General features: G+C 68.4%; 18 protein-coding genes and 2 pseudogenes. 1 reads left to right on the forward strand and 19 read right to left on the reverse strand.

The annotated features are described in order from the left end of the window. Positions 1 to 3: 3 nt before the first annotated feature. The 19 genes and pseudogenes from RYJ27_RS13205 to RYJ27_RS13295 form a co-directional block, all read right to left on the reverse strand. The gene (locus RYJ27_RS13205) at positions 4 to 945 is read right to left on the reverse strand and encodes a cytochrome c oxidase assembly protein (protein WP_045246896.1); all 942 of its coding nucleotides are present in this window, start codon (positions 943 to 945) and stop codon (positions 4 to 6) included. Beyond that, positions 942 to 2,630: a cytochrome c biogenesis protein ResB gene (resB, locus tag RYJ27_RS13210; RefSeq protein ID WP_330170737.1), complete on the reverse strand. Its 1,689-nt coding sequence runs from the start codon at positions 2,628 to 2,630 to the stop codon at positions 942 to 944. Before resB ends, RYJ27_RS13205 begins: the two co-directional genes overlap by 4 nt. Then, positions 2,611 to 3,378, reverse strand: coding sequence for a cytochrome c biogenesis CcdA family protein (locus RYJ27_RS13215; RefSeq protein WP_045246898.1), 768 nt, complete (start codon positions 3,376 to 3,378; stop codon positions 2,611 to 2,613). Before RYJ27_RS13215 ends, resB begins: the two co-directional genes overlap by 20 nt. Further along, positions 3,375 to 3,974, reverse strand: a complete 600-nt coding sequence (locus RYJ27_RS13220; RefSeq protein WP_045246899.1) for a TlpA family protein disulfide reductase — start codon at positions 3,972 to 3,974, stop codon at positions 3,375 to 3,377. Before RYJ27_RS13220 ends, RYJ27_RS13215 begins: the two co-directional genes overlap by 4 nt. After that, entirely contained in the window at positions 3,971 to 4,306 is a 336-nt protein-coding gene (locus tag RYJ27_RS13225; protein WP_045246900.1) for a DUF6804 family protein, read from the reverse strand. The genes RYJ27_RS13220 and RYJ27_RS13225 overlap by 4 nt, the downstream gene beginning before the upstream one ends. Beyond that, positions 4,303 to 4,836, reverse strand: coding sequence for a signal peptidase II (locus tag RYJ27_RS13230; RefSeq protein WP_045246901.1), 534 nt, complete (start codon positions 4,834 to 4,836; stop codon positions 4,303 to 4,305). Before RYJ27_RS13230 ends, RYJ27_RS13225 begins: the two co-directional genes overlap by 4 nt. Before the next feature lie 77 nt (positions 4,837 to 4,913). Further along, positions 4,914 to 5,189: a TFIIB-type zinc ribbon-containing protein gene (locus RYJ27_RS13235; RefSeq protein ID WP_045246902.1), complete on the reverse strand. Its 276-nt coding sequence runs from the start codon at positions 5,187 to 5,189 to the stop codon at positions 4,914 to 4,916. Next, positions 5,186 to 5,902: a copper resistance CopC family protein gene (locus RYJ27_RS13240; RefSeq protein WP_048809232.1), complete on the reverse strand. Its 717-nt coding sequence runs from the start codon at positions 5,900 to 5,902 to the stop codon at positions 5,186 to 5,188. The genes RYJ27_RS13235 and RYJ27_RS13240 overlap by 4 nt, the downstream gene beginning before the upstream one ends. A gap of 13 nt (positions 5,903 to 5,915) precedes the next feature. Continuing rightward, positions 5,916 to 6,935 carry an NAD(P)-binding domain-containing protein gene (locus RYJ27_RS13245; RefSeq protein WP_045246903.1) on the reverse strand — a complete coding sequence of 340 codons (1,020 nt, stop codon included), beginning with the start codon at positions 6,933 to 6,935 and terminating at the stop codon, positions 5,916 to 5,918. Further along, positions 6,935 to 7,603: a DsbA family protein gene (locus tag RYJ27_RS13250; protein ID WP_045246904.1), complete on the reverse strand. Its 669-nt coding sequence runs from the start codon at positions 7,601 to 7,603 to the stop codon at positions 6,935 to 6,937. The genes RYJ27_RS13245 and RYJ27_RS13250 overlap by 1 nt, the downstream gene beginning before the upstream one ends. A 92-nt stretch (positions 7,604 to 7,695) precedes the next feature. Beyond that, the gene (locus RYJ27_RS13255) at positions 7,696 to 8,148 is read right to left on the reverse strand and encodes a hypothetical protein (RefSeq protein ID WP_045246905.1); all 453 of its coding nucleotides are present in this window, start codon (positions 8,146 to 8,148) and stop codon (positions 7,696 to 7,698) included. Positions 8,149 to 8,363: 215 nt separating this feature from the next. Continuing rightward, positions 8,364 to 10,469 carry a heavy metal translocating P-type ATPase gene (locus tag RYJ27_RS13260; protein ID WP_048809234.1) on the reverse strand — a complete coding sequence of 702 codons (2,106 nt, stop codon included), beginning with the start codon at positions 10,467 to 10,469 and terminating at the stop codon, positions 8,364 to 8,366. Beyond that, positions 10,466 to 10,810: a hypothetical protein gene (locus tag RYJ27_RS13265; RefSeq protein ID WP_048809235.1), complete on the reverse strand. Its 345-nt coding sequence runs from the start codon at positions 10,808 to 10,810 to the stop codon at positions 10,466 to 10,468. The genes RYJ27_RS13260 and RYJ27_RS13265 overlap by 4 nt, the downstream gene beginning before the upstream one ends. Next, a pseudogene (cmtR, locus tag RYJ27_RS13270) lies at positions 10,807 to 11,143 on the reverse strand (Cd(II)/Pb(II)-sensing metalloregulatory transcriptional regulator CmtR). The gene RYJ27_RS13265 and the pseudogene cmtR overlap by 4 nt, the downstream one beginning before the upstream one ends. Before the next feature lie 7 nt (positions 11,144 to 11,150). Next, positions 11,151 to 11,819 carry an arsenite efflux pump gene (locus RYJ27_RS13275; RefSeq protein ID WP_330170738.1) on the reverse strand — a complete coding sequence of 223 codons (669 nt, stop codon included), beginning with the start codon at positions 11,817 to 11,819 and terminating at the stop codon, positions 11,151 to 11,153. Between the two features lie 9 nt (positions 11,820 to 11,828). Then, the gene (locus RYJ27_RS13280; RefSeq protein ID WP_330170739.1) at positions 11,829 to 12,569 is read right to left on the reverse strand and encodes an integrase core domain-containing protein; all 741 of its coding nucleotides are present in this window, start codon (positions 12,567 to 12,569) and stop codon (positions 11,829 to 11,831) included. Further along, entirely contained in the window at positions 12,566 to 12,778 is a 213-nt protein-coding gene (locus RYJ27_RS13285; protein WP_330170740.1) for a hypothetical protein, read from the reverse strand. Before RYJ27_RS13285 ends, RYJ27_RS13280 begins: the two co-directional genes overlap by 4 nt. After that, complete coding sequence (locus tag RYJ27_RS13290; RefSeq protein ID WP_330170253.1) at positions 12,775 to 13,092, reverse strand: transposase; 318 nt, start codon at positions 13,090 to 13,092, stop codon at positions 12,775 to 12,777. Before RYJ27_RS13290 ends, RYJ27_RS13285 begins: the two co-directional genes overlap by 4 nt. 71 nt (positions 13,093 to 13,163) lie before the next feature. After that, positions 13,164 to 13,484: pseudogene (locus tag RYJ27_RS13295) on the reverse strand (arsenic resistance protein); the annotation flags it as partial. Between the two features lie 320 nt (positions 13,485 to 13,804). Here RYJ27_RS13295 and RYJ27_RS13300 point away from each other — a divergent pair. Then, positions 13,805 to 15,034, forward strand: coding sequence for an IS30 family transposase (locus RYJ27_RS13300; protein WP_422732844.1), 1,230 nt, complete (start codon positions 13,805 to 13,807; stop codon positions 15,032 to 15,034). Positions 15,035 to 15,149 lie beyond the last annotated feature (115 nt).

A 15,149-nucleotide genomic window follows, 5' to 3' on the forward strand; every position in this document is an offset into this window, starting at 1 on the left:
CGGTCAGGTGTCTTTCTGGTGGAGTCGGGTGAGGTAGTCGTTGTACGCGTCGAGCTCAGGGTCGCCGTGTGCGTCGGCGCGACGGTCGGCGGCGACCGCTTGGGCGGTGTCGTCGCGGAACCAGCGGTGCATGACGTAGATGAGCATCAGCAAGGTGGGGGCCTCGCCGTAGGACCAGGCCAGCCCGCCGGCGAGGCGCTGGTCTTCGATCGGGTCGATGCCCAGCGCGCTCGTCGGGCCGGCGAACCCGTCGATGAGGGTAGTGGTGGCCATCATCAGGAAGACGCCGAAGAAGGCGTGCAGGGCGGCCTCGGCGAACACGTCCAGGGCGCGGCCGCCGTGGCTCATCCGCACCGGCAGCGGGTCCGACGACAGGATCGGGATGGTGAACAGCATCCCGGCGACCAGGAACCCGACCTCGAGGAGGGTATGGCCGGTGACGGTGGACAGGATCGGATCGGCGAAGTTCGCCAGGTACAGACCGTAAAACGCGGCCAGGTATAGCGGCACCGCCAGCCACGGGCTGAGCAGCCACCGTGCGGTGCGACTGCGTAGCCCGGCGTGCGCGGCGCGGAGCACCAGGAGACCTGGGCCGTGGTGCGGGGTGGCGCGCAGCAGCAGGGTGCCGGGAGAGCCGAGGACCAGCAGCGGCGGGATCGCCATCATCAGGGTGAGCTGCTGGAACATGAACACCGAGAACAGGGCGTACCCGAAGTTCTCCACCGCCAGGCCGGTGACCGCGGCGAGGGCGACGCAGCCGAGCAGGAAGCTGACCGTCCGCCACACCGGCCAGCCGCGGCCGCGGACCCACATCCGGATCGCACCGGCCAGGTAGGCGACCGCGAGGAGTCCCGCGAGGAGCGGTAGCACCGGAGCCGGAAGCGGGGCCGGGGTGAGGAACCCGCCGAGGGTCGGCGGGGCGTCCGGGATCCACACGGTCGTCACGGTGTGTCCTTCGCAGGCTGGTCTACGCCGAGGGCGTGCGCGTGGCGGGTCGCGAACTCGTCGACGGCGCGCGCCAAAGCGGGGTCTTCGCCGCGGGCCAGTCCCGCGTACTCGACGTGCACACCATCCGGGGTGGTGCGGGCTTTCACCCAGAGCCGGCGGCGGGGCACGAACAGGCCGGCGAACAGGCCGAGGGTGGCGAGCACGGAGAACGCGAGCACCCAGCCGCTGCTGGGGTCGCGTTGGATCTGCAGCGACGCGAACCGCTTCACCGGCTCCTCCGCCGTGACCTCCTCCCAGGTGATCGTGCCCCACCCGTTCGGCAGACCGACGGTGGCGCCGGGGGTGAGCTCAAGGGAGTCGGCGGCGGTGTCGCCGCCGGTGTGCTGGGTGAGCCCGTCGACCTCGAGCGTGTACACCGACCTCGGAGTGCCGTCGTCGATGCCGAGATCCCCGCTGAACACGTTGAGAGTCAGCACCGGATTGACCACGTCCGGGTAGACGGAGGTGAACGCGCCGGAGGGCAACACCCCCTGGGTGGGGTAGAAGAACCCGACCAGCCCGACCTGTTCGGGCAGCCCGTCCGGGATCTTGATGATGCCCAGCGAGGTCATGTTGGAGTCCTGCGGCAGGAACGGCTGCGACTCGCTGTACACCACCTCGCCGGCGGCGTCGCGGATCGTGAGGGTGGGGGCGTAGCCGTTGCCGAGCAGGTAGATGCGATCGCCGTCGACGGTGATCGGGTAGTTCACGATCACGCTCTGCGCCCGATCGTCCTGCCCGGGTTGGCGGATGGTGATGTCGGCGGAGAAGTCTCCGGCCTGGCCTGCGCCGGGGGTGCCGGGCAGCCGGTAGGAGACCTGGAAGTCGTCGAGGGTGAGCGAGTAGGGGGCAAGGCCCGTGCCGTCGACGAAACGGCCGGGGTTGAACGAGGAGTAGTCGCTGAGCGCGTTCACGAACGTGGTGCCCTCCACCACCACCCGCTGCCCGGTATACGCGAACGACCCGCCGATCGCGACCGAGACCAGCACGCCGACGAGGGCGACGTGGAAGATCAGGTTGCCGGTCTCGCGCAGGTAGCCGCGCTCGGCCGACACCGACGCGGCTCCGCGGGCGTCGTATCGCTCCACCCGGTATCCGGCCTTGCGCAGCTGCTCTGCCGCGACGTCGATCGCGTGCGCGGCCGGGTCGGTCCTCCCTTCCTCTCTCGGCAAGGTCAGTTCCCGGTACTCCGAGAGCCGCGACAGCCGGGCCGGGGTGCGAGGGGGGCGGGAGCGGAGCGCCTTGTAGTGGTGCTTGGCGCGCGGGATCACGCAGCCGATCAGGGAGGTGAACAGCAGCAGATAGATCGCGGAGAACCACGGCGACAGGTACACGTCGAACAGGCCGACCGCATCGGCGAGGGGGAACACGTCAGGGTTGTCCCGCTCCCACTGGATGACACCGTTGGGGTCGGCGCTGCGCTGCGGGAACAGGGACCCGGGGACGGCGGCGATCGCGAGGAACAGCAGCAGGACCAATGCGGTGCGCATGCTGGTCAGCTGCCGCCATGCCCACCGCAACCACCCGGTGATGCCCAGCGCCGGCTGGGTGATCTCCGTCGCGGATTCGCTGTCGGCGTGGTCGCCGGGGCGTAGCGGGGCGGCGGTGACGTCGATGCCGGTGTCAGAGCGGGAGGGGGACATTGATCACCACCTGTTGCAGCTGCGACATCAGTGCCGTCCACAGCCCGGTCACCATCAGCAGGCCGAGGGCGATGAGCATGGCCCCGCCGATGATGTTCAGGGCGCGGATGTGGCGGCGCAGGAACGTCACCGATCGGGACGCCCACCCCCATCCGGCCGCGAGGATCAGGAACGGGATGCCCAGGCCCAGCGAGTACGCGAGCCCGAGCAGGCCCGCGCGGGCGGGGTCACCGAGGTTCCACGACATAGAGATGATCGCTGCGAGCGTCGGGCCGATACAGGGGGTCCAGCCGACGCCGAGCGCGAACCCGAGAAGCGGCGCCCCGATCAGCCCGGTCCTACCCTGGGCGCGAGGGCGGAGGGTGCGCTGGGCAATGCCGAAGAAGCCGAGGAACACCAGGCCGAGGGCGATGATGACGACCCCGAAGACGCGAGTGAGCACATTGGCGTATTGCAGCAGCAGGTACCCGAAGGTGCCGCCGAGGATCGTGACGGCGACGAACACCACGGTGAACCCGGCGATGAACAATGTCACGCCCAGCAGCAGCCGCGCGCGCTCCGCCGTCACCGTGCGCCCCCCGTCCAGCGTGGGGGCCGCGGTCGTCGTGGTGGTGCTGCCGAGGTAGCCGAGGTAGCCAGGCACCAGCGGCAGCACGCACGGGGACACGAACGACACCAGCCCGGCGAGGATCGCGACCGGGATCGCGACCCACAGGGCGCCGTCGACGATCACCGCTCCCGGATTCATGAGGTGTCCTCGGCGAGGGTGTCGGCGACCAGGGTGGACAGGATCGACGCGCTGGCCAACTGCCCGATGATCCGCGCCGCGACCCGCCCCTCCTGGTCGATGACCAAGGTGGTGGGGGTGGCCTGGATCGGAGTGACCTGCGCGAACGCGAGCTTGACCCGTCCGTCGTTCACGTCGATCACGCTCGGGTAGGTGACGTTGTTGTCACGGGCGAACGACAGTGCGGTGGCTGGCTGGTCGTAGGTGTTCACCCCGAGGAACGCGACGCCCTGGTCCTGATACTCCTGCCAGACCTCCTCGAGCATCGGGGCTTCGACGATGCACGGCCCGCACGCGGCGTACCAGAAGTTCACCACCAGCACCCCGCCGCGGTAGTCGTCACTGGACACCGTCTCCCCGGTCTCGGTGACGCCCTCGAACACCACCGGCTCCCCGCGGTCGGCATCCGGGATCTCGACGATCTGGAAGTCACCGGCGATGTAGCCCTTCTCGCTTCCGTCCCGGTACTGCTGCGCGAGCGAGTCGCTGGACGTGCACCCGGCCAGCAGCAGCGCCGCGACCAGCGTCATGGCGGCAAGGACGCGGCGGCGGATCATGCGCGCTTGACCTTGATCAGGGCGCCGGCGACCAGGAACACGACCGCGGCGACCGGCTGCGCCGCAGTCCACACCGGGCCGGTGAACGGGAACGGGAACACCGGGTTCCAAATCACGGCGATCACGACGAACACAGGCAACCACCACCACTGCCGCGCCTGGATCGCGAACCACCCCACGATGACCGCGAAGATCGCGGCGACGAACAGCACAACGGTGAACCAGTCCCCGCCCATCAGTACCGGCGCGAGGAACAACACCGCCGCCGCGAGCAGCCCCGGCGCGAACGCGTTGCGCTGGTATACGGACGAGGTCCGCTGCTTCGCCATCATGACCCGCTCACCACGGAGCCCGTCGCAGGCGCCGCGCTGTCCGCGCTGACGCGGGAGCGGCGGTGTCGGGTCCACAGGCTCAGGCCGAGGACGATGACGCCGGCACCGAGGGCGACGTCGGCGAGGTTGCCGATGAACAGGTTCCCGTAGGCGAGGAAGTCGGTGACGTGCCCGACCCCGAACCCAGGGGGGGAGAACAGCCGGTCGATCAGGTTCCCGATCGCGCCCCCGAGGATCAGGCCGATCCCCATCGCCCACCATCCGGTCCGCGCCCGCGCGGCGGCGACGACCAGCAGCACCACGGCACCGACCCCGAGGAGAGTGAGCAGCCCGGTGACCCCGGCTCCGAGGGAGAGGATCGCGCCGGGGTTGAACGCGAGCTGCAGCCCAAGCAGATCCCCCAGCAGCGGGATCCGCTCCTCCTGACTCAACCCTCCCAGTGCGGCCGCCTTCGTCGCCTGGTCGACCAGGACCACCACAGCGGCGGCCAGGCACGCGACCGCGAACCGCCGGGTCTGCTCACGAACCATCAGCGGCTCCTCCTGCGTTCGCGAGGGCCGCTGATAACCCGGTCATCAGACCGGCTATCAGGAAGAGGTTTTTGGTGTCAGAAGTCGAAGAGGTCACCGAGGAACCCTTCCTTCCGCCGACGCCCGGAGCGACCGTGATGATCCCTGTCGCGGTCAGAACGGTGGTCGCCCTCGCGCGGATAGGGGGCGGTGCTGGTTTGCCGGCCGCCGCCAGCAAGGTCGGCGGCGCGGTCGATGATCTTGTCGAGCTCGCCACGGTCCAGCCAGACGCCCCGGCACTGCGGGCAGTAGTCGATCTCGACCCCGGAGCGTTCCGTGATCAGCAGGGCGGTCCCGTCGACCGGACATTTCATGAGGGGTTCTCCTTCTGTTGCTGGTCGTCGGCGGTTCCACCATCCGCGGCGGCCGCGGCCGCGGCTGCTCGGTCGCGGCGACGACGCTCTCTGGCCACCATGAGCACGACCACCAGCGCGCCGCCCAGCACGATTACGCCACTCAGGACCGCAAGGACGGGGAGGAGTTCCCCACCTCCGGATGGCCCGTTGTGAACCTCTCCGGACGTATTGGCGGCAGATGTGGGAGACGGGTCGGGTGTCTGCTCCTCGGTCGCTTCGGGGGTAGGGGCGCTGGTGGGGACGGTGACCGCTTCGACGGTGTACTGGTACTCGTTGCTGATCGGGTGCCCGTCGCTGGACACGACCCGCCACCGCACCGTGTACACGCCCGCCTGACCAGGCGTCACCGCCTGGGTGACCGTGGTCCCGTCGATGACCGGATCCCCCGATGCGATGTTCTGCCCGTCCGGGGCGACCACCTCAATGATCACGGCGCTGAAATCGGTGAGGATCTCGCCGCTGAACGTCAGCGAAATCTCCTCCGGGACCACGCTGACCGTGGATCCGGCTTCCGGGGAGGAGGAGACGATCTCATCGTGCGCGGCTGCGGGCGCCGCGGTGGCGAACAGGAGCCCGGCGGCCAGCAGCAGCGTCGTCAGAGTGGACAGGAGGAGGATGCGTCTCCGTGAGCCGGATCGGTGCGGGTGTTCGTGGTCGGTGACGGTGGTCAAGGCGGTGGTCCTTTCAGGGCCGGTTGATGATGTGCTGGGCGATCGTCGTCGCGTCTTTCCAGACCCCGGCGAGGGTGTCGGAGCCGCGGCCGCCGTACTGCGGCATCCCCGCCACGAACAGCCCGGGCAGGCCGGTCAGGGTGCGCCGCGGCCGGTCGACGCGGGCCGGTTCCGGGAGCCAGTCGTCGCCAGGGGTGTAGCCGGTGGCGAGGATCACCGAGCGGGGGGATGCCTGCGTGCCATCGGCGAAGGTCACCCCGGCGCCGGCCGCGTCCTGCACCGCAGCTGCGATCGTGACCCCGACGCGGCGCAGCTGCTCATAGCTGTCGCCGAAGATCGGCTCGGGGCGACGCTCCCGCGAGAACAGCGGCACCCTCTCCCCCGCCGCGGCGGGATAGCTCATCGCGGGGCGATGCTGCCGCCGGGTTCGCACGGACAGCGTCACGGTGTGCGACGCGGACAGTTCGCGGGCCAGCTGCACACCGCTGTTCCCGCCGCCCACGATGAGCACGTCGCCGACGGGGATCTGCTTCGGGTACAGGTACTCGCTGCTGTGCAGCACCACCCCGGGCATCGTCAGCAGAGACGCCCACTCCGGAATCCGCGGGTGCGCGGCCGCGCCCGTCGCGCAGATCACGTTGCGGGTCTGCACCTCCCCTGCCGTCGTCGACAGCAGCAGAGTCGAGCCGTTCCCGCGATGCTCCACCCCGGTCGCCTGGATGCCCCAGACCGTCTCCACGCCCAGCCCGGCTTCCACGAAGGTGAGGTAGTCCGCCATCTCGTCCACTCGCGGATGCCGGCGCTGGTCACCCAGCAGCCGCCGCGGAGACAGCGCGCTATGCCGGGCGTCGCTGAGAAGCTCCATCGAATGCCACCGTGAGGACCAGGAACGCTGCCCCGTGCTGGCGGCGTCGATCACCACAAACTCGTGCTGCGGCCGCAGCCCTTCCGCGGCCAGAGCCGCGGCAACCGCGAGCCCAGACTGCCCGGCGCCGACGATGATCGCCCGCCGATGCGTCAAACCCGCCCGCATCACCGGCCACCGTTCACCGCAGCCTGGATGGCGTTCTCGAGGTCGTCCCACTCCTGCAGCTCGAGCAGCTCACCGTCGAGGAAGAACGTCGGCGTGCTGCTCACCCCGAGCGCCTGGCCCTCCTCGAAATCCAGCTCCACCCGCTCCGCCGTAGCCGGGTCCGCCACGGCGGCGTCATAGGCGGCCATGTCCAGACCGATCTCCTCCGCGAAGCCACGGAACAGGTCGGCGCGAGACTCCTGCGCCTCACCCCACTCCGCCTGCGTCTCGAACAACCGGACATACATGTCCTCGAACCGGTCCTGCTGCGCGGCCGCTTCCGCCGCGACCGCCGCGTTCTTCGAATTGAAGTGACCGGGCAGCGGGAAGTAGCGGACCACATACGTGATCTCCCCAGCGAACTGCTCCCGCATATCCTCCACGATCGGGAAGAACGCGCCACACGCCTCGCACTCGAAGTCGAGGAACTCCACCAGGGTGACAGCGCCCTCCCCGCCGTCGTCGAGGACATGCGAGCTCTCCCGCACCACCTGCGGGGATGCGTCACCGCCCCCAGATGAAGGTGGAGCGGACTGGCTCTGATTGACAAGGACATAGATCAACGCGGCGATCACCATCACCACCACAACGGCAATGGTGACGAGCGTCGCCTTCACAGGGGTTTTCATCGGGTACTCCAAACCAAGACACGGCACAGGACAGAACCCGGGCACGCAGCCCGGGACGAAGCGCCACCCGGAAAGGGTGGCGTGCCACAATGTCAGGTTCGGGAAAGACCCAACTGCGTCAACGAAAAGACAATCGGGTGAGCACGGGCAGCCGGCGCCGGAAGCAGCGAAGGCATCCGTGGCCCGTCACCGAGAACCGGAGGCATCCGCCGACGCCACAACCCCCGCAGCACCACCATGAACGTCAGCCCGCACAACACGCCCAACATGCACAGCGCAGCGCCCACCAACGCGTTCGGCCCAGAAACGACGCCACCGGCGACCGCCTCATGCTCGACTGGGGCGTCTGCCACGGGCTCGACGTGGGGGTCCATGAACCCAGAAATCACCAGCGGAACAGGAGTCGAACCGTCCGCCTCTGTGTGACCCGTCGCTGCCAGACCCAACATCAGCAGCAGCGCCAAACCGACGCTGGTAATGAGCCTCATTATCAACAATTGCTCATTCAGCGTCGTGGAGCGCGGAGTCCGGGCCGAAGAGACCATCGCCCACAGCCTACCGTGCGCACCTAAACCCATTCGGAGCCCGGTTCACCCGAGCACGGGAGCGCCGGCAGCGCCGGCCGGGTCCGGCGCGGCTAGCCGGTCAACCAGGACGATGACGACGGCAACGGTGGCGAAGGTGGCTTTGATGGGGGTCTTCACAAGGGCCGGTTCCAAGTCGGGCGGTGTTCTGCCACCGCGGGGCGAGGGGTCGGTGGTCAGGCGTGGGCGGGTTCGGGCTGGCGAGCGGGCACCGTGGCGAGTTGCCGTAGCGCAGCGGGGCGACGGGCGGCGCGGACGCCATTGAGGATGACGACGACCTCGGCGATCTCATGCACCAGCACGACGCCGGCGAGCCCGAGGATGCCGAACAGGGCGAGCGGGAACAGCGCGACGATGATCGCCAGAGCCAGACCGATGTTGGCGGTCATGATGCGTCGGCCGCGGCGGGCGTGGGCGAGGGCGCCGGGGATGAGGCGGAGGTCGTGGCCGATGAAGGCGACGTCGGCGGACTCGATCGCCGCCGCGGAGCCTTTCACACCCATCGCGATCCCGACCGTCGCCGTCGCCAGTGCCGGGGCGTCGTTGATGCCGTCGCCGACCATCGCGGTCGGTTGCTGCGTGACGAGCGCCTCAATCGCGGCGGCCTTGTCGGCGGGCAGCTGCTCGGCGCGAACGTCGGTTACGCCCGCCTCGGCGGCGATGGCGTGGGCGGTGCGGGTGTTGTCGCCGGTGAGCATGATGGTCTCAATGCCCTGCGACTGCAGCATCCGGACCGTCTCGGCCGACTCCGGGCGCAGCTCGTCCCGCACGCCGATCAGGCCGGCGATCTGCCCGTCCGCCTCGACCACGACGACGGTCATGCCCTGCGCGGCAATCGCCTCCGCGTTCAACTGCTGGCCGGCGGGATGGAGCCAGCGGACATTGCCGACCCGGATCGCCCGGCCGTCGACGGTCCCGGTGATGCCATGCCCGGCCTCCTCGACCACCTCCGTTGCGGGGCTGGCGACGGGTGCGGCCGCGATGATGGCCGCGGCGAGGGGGTGGGTGCTGGTGGCCTCCACGGCGGCGGCCCAGGCGAGCAGGTCGTCGCGGGTGATACCGGGTGCGGGCTGGACGTCGACGACGGTGGGCTCGTTGCGGGTGAGGGTGCCGGTCTTGTCGAGGGCGACGGCGCGGATCGTGCCGAGCTGCTCGAACGCTTCACCTGACTTGATGACGACGCCGAACTTTGACGCCGCTCCGATCGCGCTGATCACCGTCACGGGCACCGCGATGGCCAGCGCGCACGGGGATGCCGCAACCAGGACGACGAGGGCGCGTTCGATCCAGGTCCACGGGTCGCCGACCAGCAGCCCGAACAGGGCGACCACGGCAGCGGCGATCAGGACGACGGGAACGAGCGGCTTCGCGATCCGGTCGGCGAGGCGTGCCCGGTTGCCCTTGCGGGCGTGGGCCTGCTCCACGAGGGCGACGATCTGGGTGAGGGAGTTGTCGCGGCCGTCCGCAGTTGCCTCGATCCGCAACGTCGCCGCCCCGTTGACCGAACCGGCGGCGACCGGATCGCCGGGGCCGACCTCGACCGGGATCGACTCGCCCGTGATCGCCGACGTGTCCAGGCTCGACCTACCCTCCACGACCACGCCGTCTGTGGCGATGCGATCGCCGGCACCGATGACGAGGATGTCCAGCTCACGCACGTCCGCGGCGGGGATCGTGACGTCGCTGGTTAGGCGGGAGACGCGGACAGTGTCGGGGATGAGGGACAGAAGGGCGCGCAAGCCTTCCTTGGCGCGGTCCATCGCCCGGTCTTCAAGCGCCTCGGCCAGGGAGAACAGGAACGCCAGGGTCGCGGCCTCGCCAACGTGGCCGAGCAGGACCGCGCCGATCGCGGCGATGGTCATCAGCAGCCCGACCCCGAGGCGACCGCGGATGAGGCGGCGGATCGCGCCGGGGACGAAGGTGTAGGCGCCGGCGAGCAGCGCCGCCCACTGCAGCACCAGCGCCGGGATGTGCAGACCAGTCCACTCGAACGTGTATCCGGCGAGGAGGAACAGCCCGGACAGCGCGGAGGGAAGCAACGCGAAGTCGCGCCACCAGGGCGGGCGGACCTCCGGCTCCTCGTCCGCCTCGGTGGGGGTGGTGGCGAGGTCGGGGCCGCAGCAGGCATCGCCCGCATCGTGCACCGCGCTTGGCGCCGCGGTCTTGGAGGAGGGTTCCGCGGCGCAGCAGGCGTCACCGGTCGAGAGCGGCCGGGACAGTTCGATGCGCCGGACCGTACCGGGCTTGCGCGGCTCGTTGGGGCCGCAACACTCTTCGCTCACTGCACGCTCTCCTTCGTTGCGGGGGCGGGCGTCTGCTCTAGGAACGTGAGCGCGGCCAGTGCGTCATCGGTGCCGGTAACGGAAAGGCGCAGGTCGGGGTGGGTCGTGTCGATCGCCCAAGTCGCGAACGCGCAGCAGGACTGCTCGGTGCGGACCAGCTCCGTCAGCCGGGCGGTCGCGTCGTCGATCTTTGGGTAGTGGACGGTGATCTGGGCGGCCGTCCTGTCGATGTCGAGGAGGTAGTCGTCGTTGAATTCCTGCCACGCGGCTAGCTGTGCAGCACCAGCGCCGGGCGTCAGCGTGCAGGCCACCGGCAGCAGGTCACGGTCGATGAGGCTCATGCGCAGCACTCGCACTGATCGTCCATGCACGGGGCGCCCTCGTCGACGGCGACGACCGCCTCGAGCAGCTGTCGCAACCCCTGGGTCAGATGCGGGTCGGCGATCTCATACCGGGTGCGCCGACCTTCCGGTGTGGCGACGATCAACCCGCAGCCCCGCAGGCACGTCAGATGATTCGAGACGTTCGTGCGGGTCAGCTCGAGATCTCGTGCCAGCTCAGCCGGGTAGCCGGGAGCGTCCAGCAGTGTGAGGAGGATCCGGGAACGGGTCGGGGTCGGCCATCGCCCGACCCAGCCGGTTCATCACATCGAGGCGAGAAGTAAGAGTCAGCACAGGCTGACTATACATTCTCCGCTGTACTAATGCGAGGGCGGATGAGTCGCGGTACCCCGGCGACCATGACCACCATTGCGACGAGCTCCACCAAGGTCTGAGTCACTACAACCAACGGCGTCAGAGCGAAAGATGCCGGCAGCGCGAGAGCGAGCGGGAGCACGACCAGCGAGTTGCGGGTGACCCCGCTGAACGTGGCCGCCCGGCGGCTGGGAACATCCAAGCGTGCCGCGCTCCCGAGGAGCGCACCGAGTGGTGCCACGATTAGGACGAACACGACGAACACGGGAACCGCGATTAGCAGCTGGCCGAGAGCGCTGCTCACGCCGAAGACCTGCGAGCCGATCACCACGGCGAGAGTCAGCATCATCAGCGGCACCATTGCCGCCAGCACCACGCCCTCGATCGCGCGGCCGGCACGGAACCGTTTCGCCAGCAGCTGCGTGGCGGCGGCGAGAACGAGCGGCAGCACGATCAACAACAGAAATGCCTCCACGAACGGATGCGGGTCGAACGCACCCACCACCTCGGCGCCGGCCATCAGCCACAGGTACACCGGCAGCAACACGATCTGCAGAAGCATCAGCAGGGGCGTGGCAGCAAGCAGCCGCGCACGTGCACCGCCAGCCAGGCCAGTGAACACAATCACGTAATCCACACACGGCGTCAGCAGCACTGTCCCGCGTCAAGTAGTTGGCAGGATTTCTTTGGTTTCGAAGTTGGGGATGGTGGGGTCGGCGGTGCCGGCGTAGACGTCAGCGGGTCGGTTCCAGGCGATCGCTTCGTGCGGTCGGACGTGGTTGTAGTCGTGCCGGTAGGCGTTCACGTGCTCGACGAGCTGGAGGCCGTCGTCGATCTCTTCTCGGAACAGCCACTCGTACTTCATCGTCCCGAACCCGCGTTCGCGTGATCCGTTCTGCCCGGGCGTTCGAACCCGCGTCCGGACGTGCCGCAGCTCGGGGCGCGTCGCGATGAACGCTTCGAACGTGAACGAGCGGAACGGGCCGCCGTTGTCGGTCACGATCGTCAGGACCGGGAGGATCTCGCCGGTCGCCTCGTCGATCTGACACTCGTCGATCAGCGGGTGACCGAGGAGCGCTTCTGCTTCGGCGAGGGCGAGCTCGACGGCGGCGACGGCGTCGTGCATGTTCGCGGTCGGGGACACGTGCGCGTCGAACTCGTACTTCGCCCAGTAGTCCCGGCACGACGCGATCCGCCAGGTGCCGCCGGTCGTGGTCTCGTACTCGGAGAAGTCGAGCTGCCAGACCTGATTCGGGCCCGTCGGCTCCTTCGCGAAGGCGGCCTTGCGCCGCTCGGCGAGGCGGCGCCGCTCCCGCTGGTAGTTCGCGCCCAGGATCAGACCCTCATCGCGCAGTAGCCGCAACACGGTCGCCTGCGACACCGGGTGCCCGTCGTGACGGGTCATCGCCCAGACCTTCCGGTGTCCCAGGCCGGGTGCGCTTTCGCGTGAGCGACGACCGCGTCGCGGACCGCGGTGCGCGCCGGCTGCGGCCACGGACCCTTCGGCGGGCGGTTGGCACGGGCCTTGGCCTGCCACCGCCGATACGACCGCTCGGGCACGCCGATCATGTCCACGAACCTCGCGGTCGGCATGCCCGCCTCGGTGCGGATCACCTCGAGGTCCTCGAAGGGCCCAGCCGGCCCTCAGCTGACTTCTTCCACACCCGGATCTCGACCGCGGCCTCACCCAGCGCTTGGGTGAGCTCGGCGACCTCGTCCTCGAGCTGCTGCTCGCGGGACGTGGGCTTCGACTTGCCCGCCTCAATCCCCGCCTTCCCGCCCTCGAGGAACTGGCGCTTCCAGTTCCCGATCGCCTGCTCGGACACCTTCTCCCGACGCGCGGCTTCCGCGATCGAGATCTCACCCTGAAGCACGCTCAACACAATGCGGATCTTCTTCTCCGCCGGGATCACCGGGGGATGACTCATAGTTCTTAGACCTTCCAGTAGGGGCGCTGCCTCAGCAACTAACAACCCCTGCCACTAAGCCTGACGCGCGACAGCACGAACAACACCCCAACGAGCACCGCCTGGTCAGCCGCCACGGCGCGACTCAACCCGAACACGACCACCGGCACGACGACGAAGTTCAGGACGAGCACGACGCCCAGGAACCGCCAATCCGTGAAGGCCCGGCCGATCGCCGTGAACGGCACCCCCAGGAACGTCGCGTACAGCAACAACCCGAGCACGGGATTGATCGCCGACTCGAGCGGATCCGCCACCGCCGGCACGAGTAGACCGACCACCGCACCCACGGCGATCGCTGCGAGGTAGAGCACTACCTGATGCCGCTCCCACCACTCCACAGCTGTGCACACGAGCACAAGCCTGTCGAATGTAGCCGGTTCGCCCCTAATCGAGTGAGCGAGTAACCCTTCACCCCCAGCCAATGGCAGGACTGCTAGGTGCATGCCAACTACCCGCGGAATCTGTCATTTCGGATAGGAACCGACACGGCACTTACACGCATCGTTCTCACCAATCTTTCGGATCCGCCACTTGTCCGCCACTTCATCTAAGAATCCGCCATCTTCGCCGAGAACCTACACGATGACCGCCGAGCCGAAATGTCCATATGGACACACCGTGGACGGCGGTTTCAGAGTCCTAGCGCAACACCTCGTCGAGGAGGTTCGTTGTGTCGAGGAAGATTCCGTGGGCGACGCGGGCGGGCGCGGTTCGAGGGCTGATCGCGGGTCGTTCTGCGATCGAGTTCGCGCCGACTCTGGGTGTCAGCATGAGCGTCGTGAAGTTGTGGGCCAAGCTCGCGGGCGTGGAACTGATGATGGGTCGCGTCGGTGGCGCGAGGCCGATGCCGATGGATGTGGTGGTCGAGGGGCACCCTGATCGGGGGTATCGGCGGCTCACGCTCGCGGATCGGTCGTTCATTCAGGCAGGCTTGGCGATGCGTCCCCCGTTATCGATCCGGTCGATCGCGGCGGAGTTGTCCGTGTCCGCCTCGACGGTCTCCCGCGAGATCCGTGCGCATCAGGTGCGGCACTGGGATCGAAGTCACTACGACGCGGAGATCGCGCACTATCGCGCGTTGGCGGCGCGGCCGCGGTCGCGACCCGGGAAGCTGGAGCATCCGCCGTTGCGGGACGCGGTCGTGTCACGCTTGAACAACCGATACTCCCCGCAGCAGGTCGCGGGCGAGTTGACGCTGCTGTTCCCCGACGACCCGGAGATGCGCGTGTCGCACGAGACGATCTACCAGGCGCTCTACGTGCAAAGCAAAGGCGCGTTGCGTCACGAGCTCACGGTCGAGAAGGCGCTGCGGTCCGGGCGAACTACACGTATCCCGAAATCGAAGCTGCCGCGCAGATCGAGTCGACCCTGGCTGGAAGGCGCCCGCCTTGCCGATCGTCCCGCCGAGGTCGAGGACCGAGCGGTGCCCGGCCACTGGGAAGGCGACCTCGTCGTCGGACCGGGCAACTCGGGCATCGTGACCCTGGTCGAACGCACGCACCGGTTCACGCTCCTGGGACGGCTGCCAGGGCAACGCGACAGCAAGACCGTCACGGACGTCCTCGCCGGCATGATCCGCGACCTTCCCGCAACGCTCACGCGCACGATCACCTGGGACCAGGGCGCCGAGATGGCCGAGCATGCCGCGTTCACCATCGCCAGCGACTGCAACGTGTACTTCTGCGACCCGCACTCACCCTGGCAACGCGGCACGAACGAGAACACGAACGGGCTGATCCGCGACTTCTACCCGAAGGGCACGAACTTCAACGAGATCACCGACGACGAACTCACCGAAACCCAGCGACTCCTGAACATCAGACCGCGTCGCACCCTCGGCTACCGGAAACCAGCTGACATGATCAACGAACTGATCAACGGTGTTGCGCTGACAACCTGAAACCGCCGACATTTCATCTGCGAAAAGGACAACTTCAAAAAAAACCTACAACCCGGTGTAGGAACCGCTCAGAGATGTCCATCTGCGCAGCGAAAGGACGCGGGAGTGACAAGCG

Origin of the sequence: Microbacterium limosum, from assembly GCF_036324365.1 — a bacterium.
Classification (GTDB): Bacteria; Actinomycetota; Actinomycetes; order Actinomycetales; family Microbacteriaceae; genus Microbacterium; species Microbacterium limosum.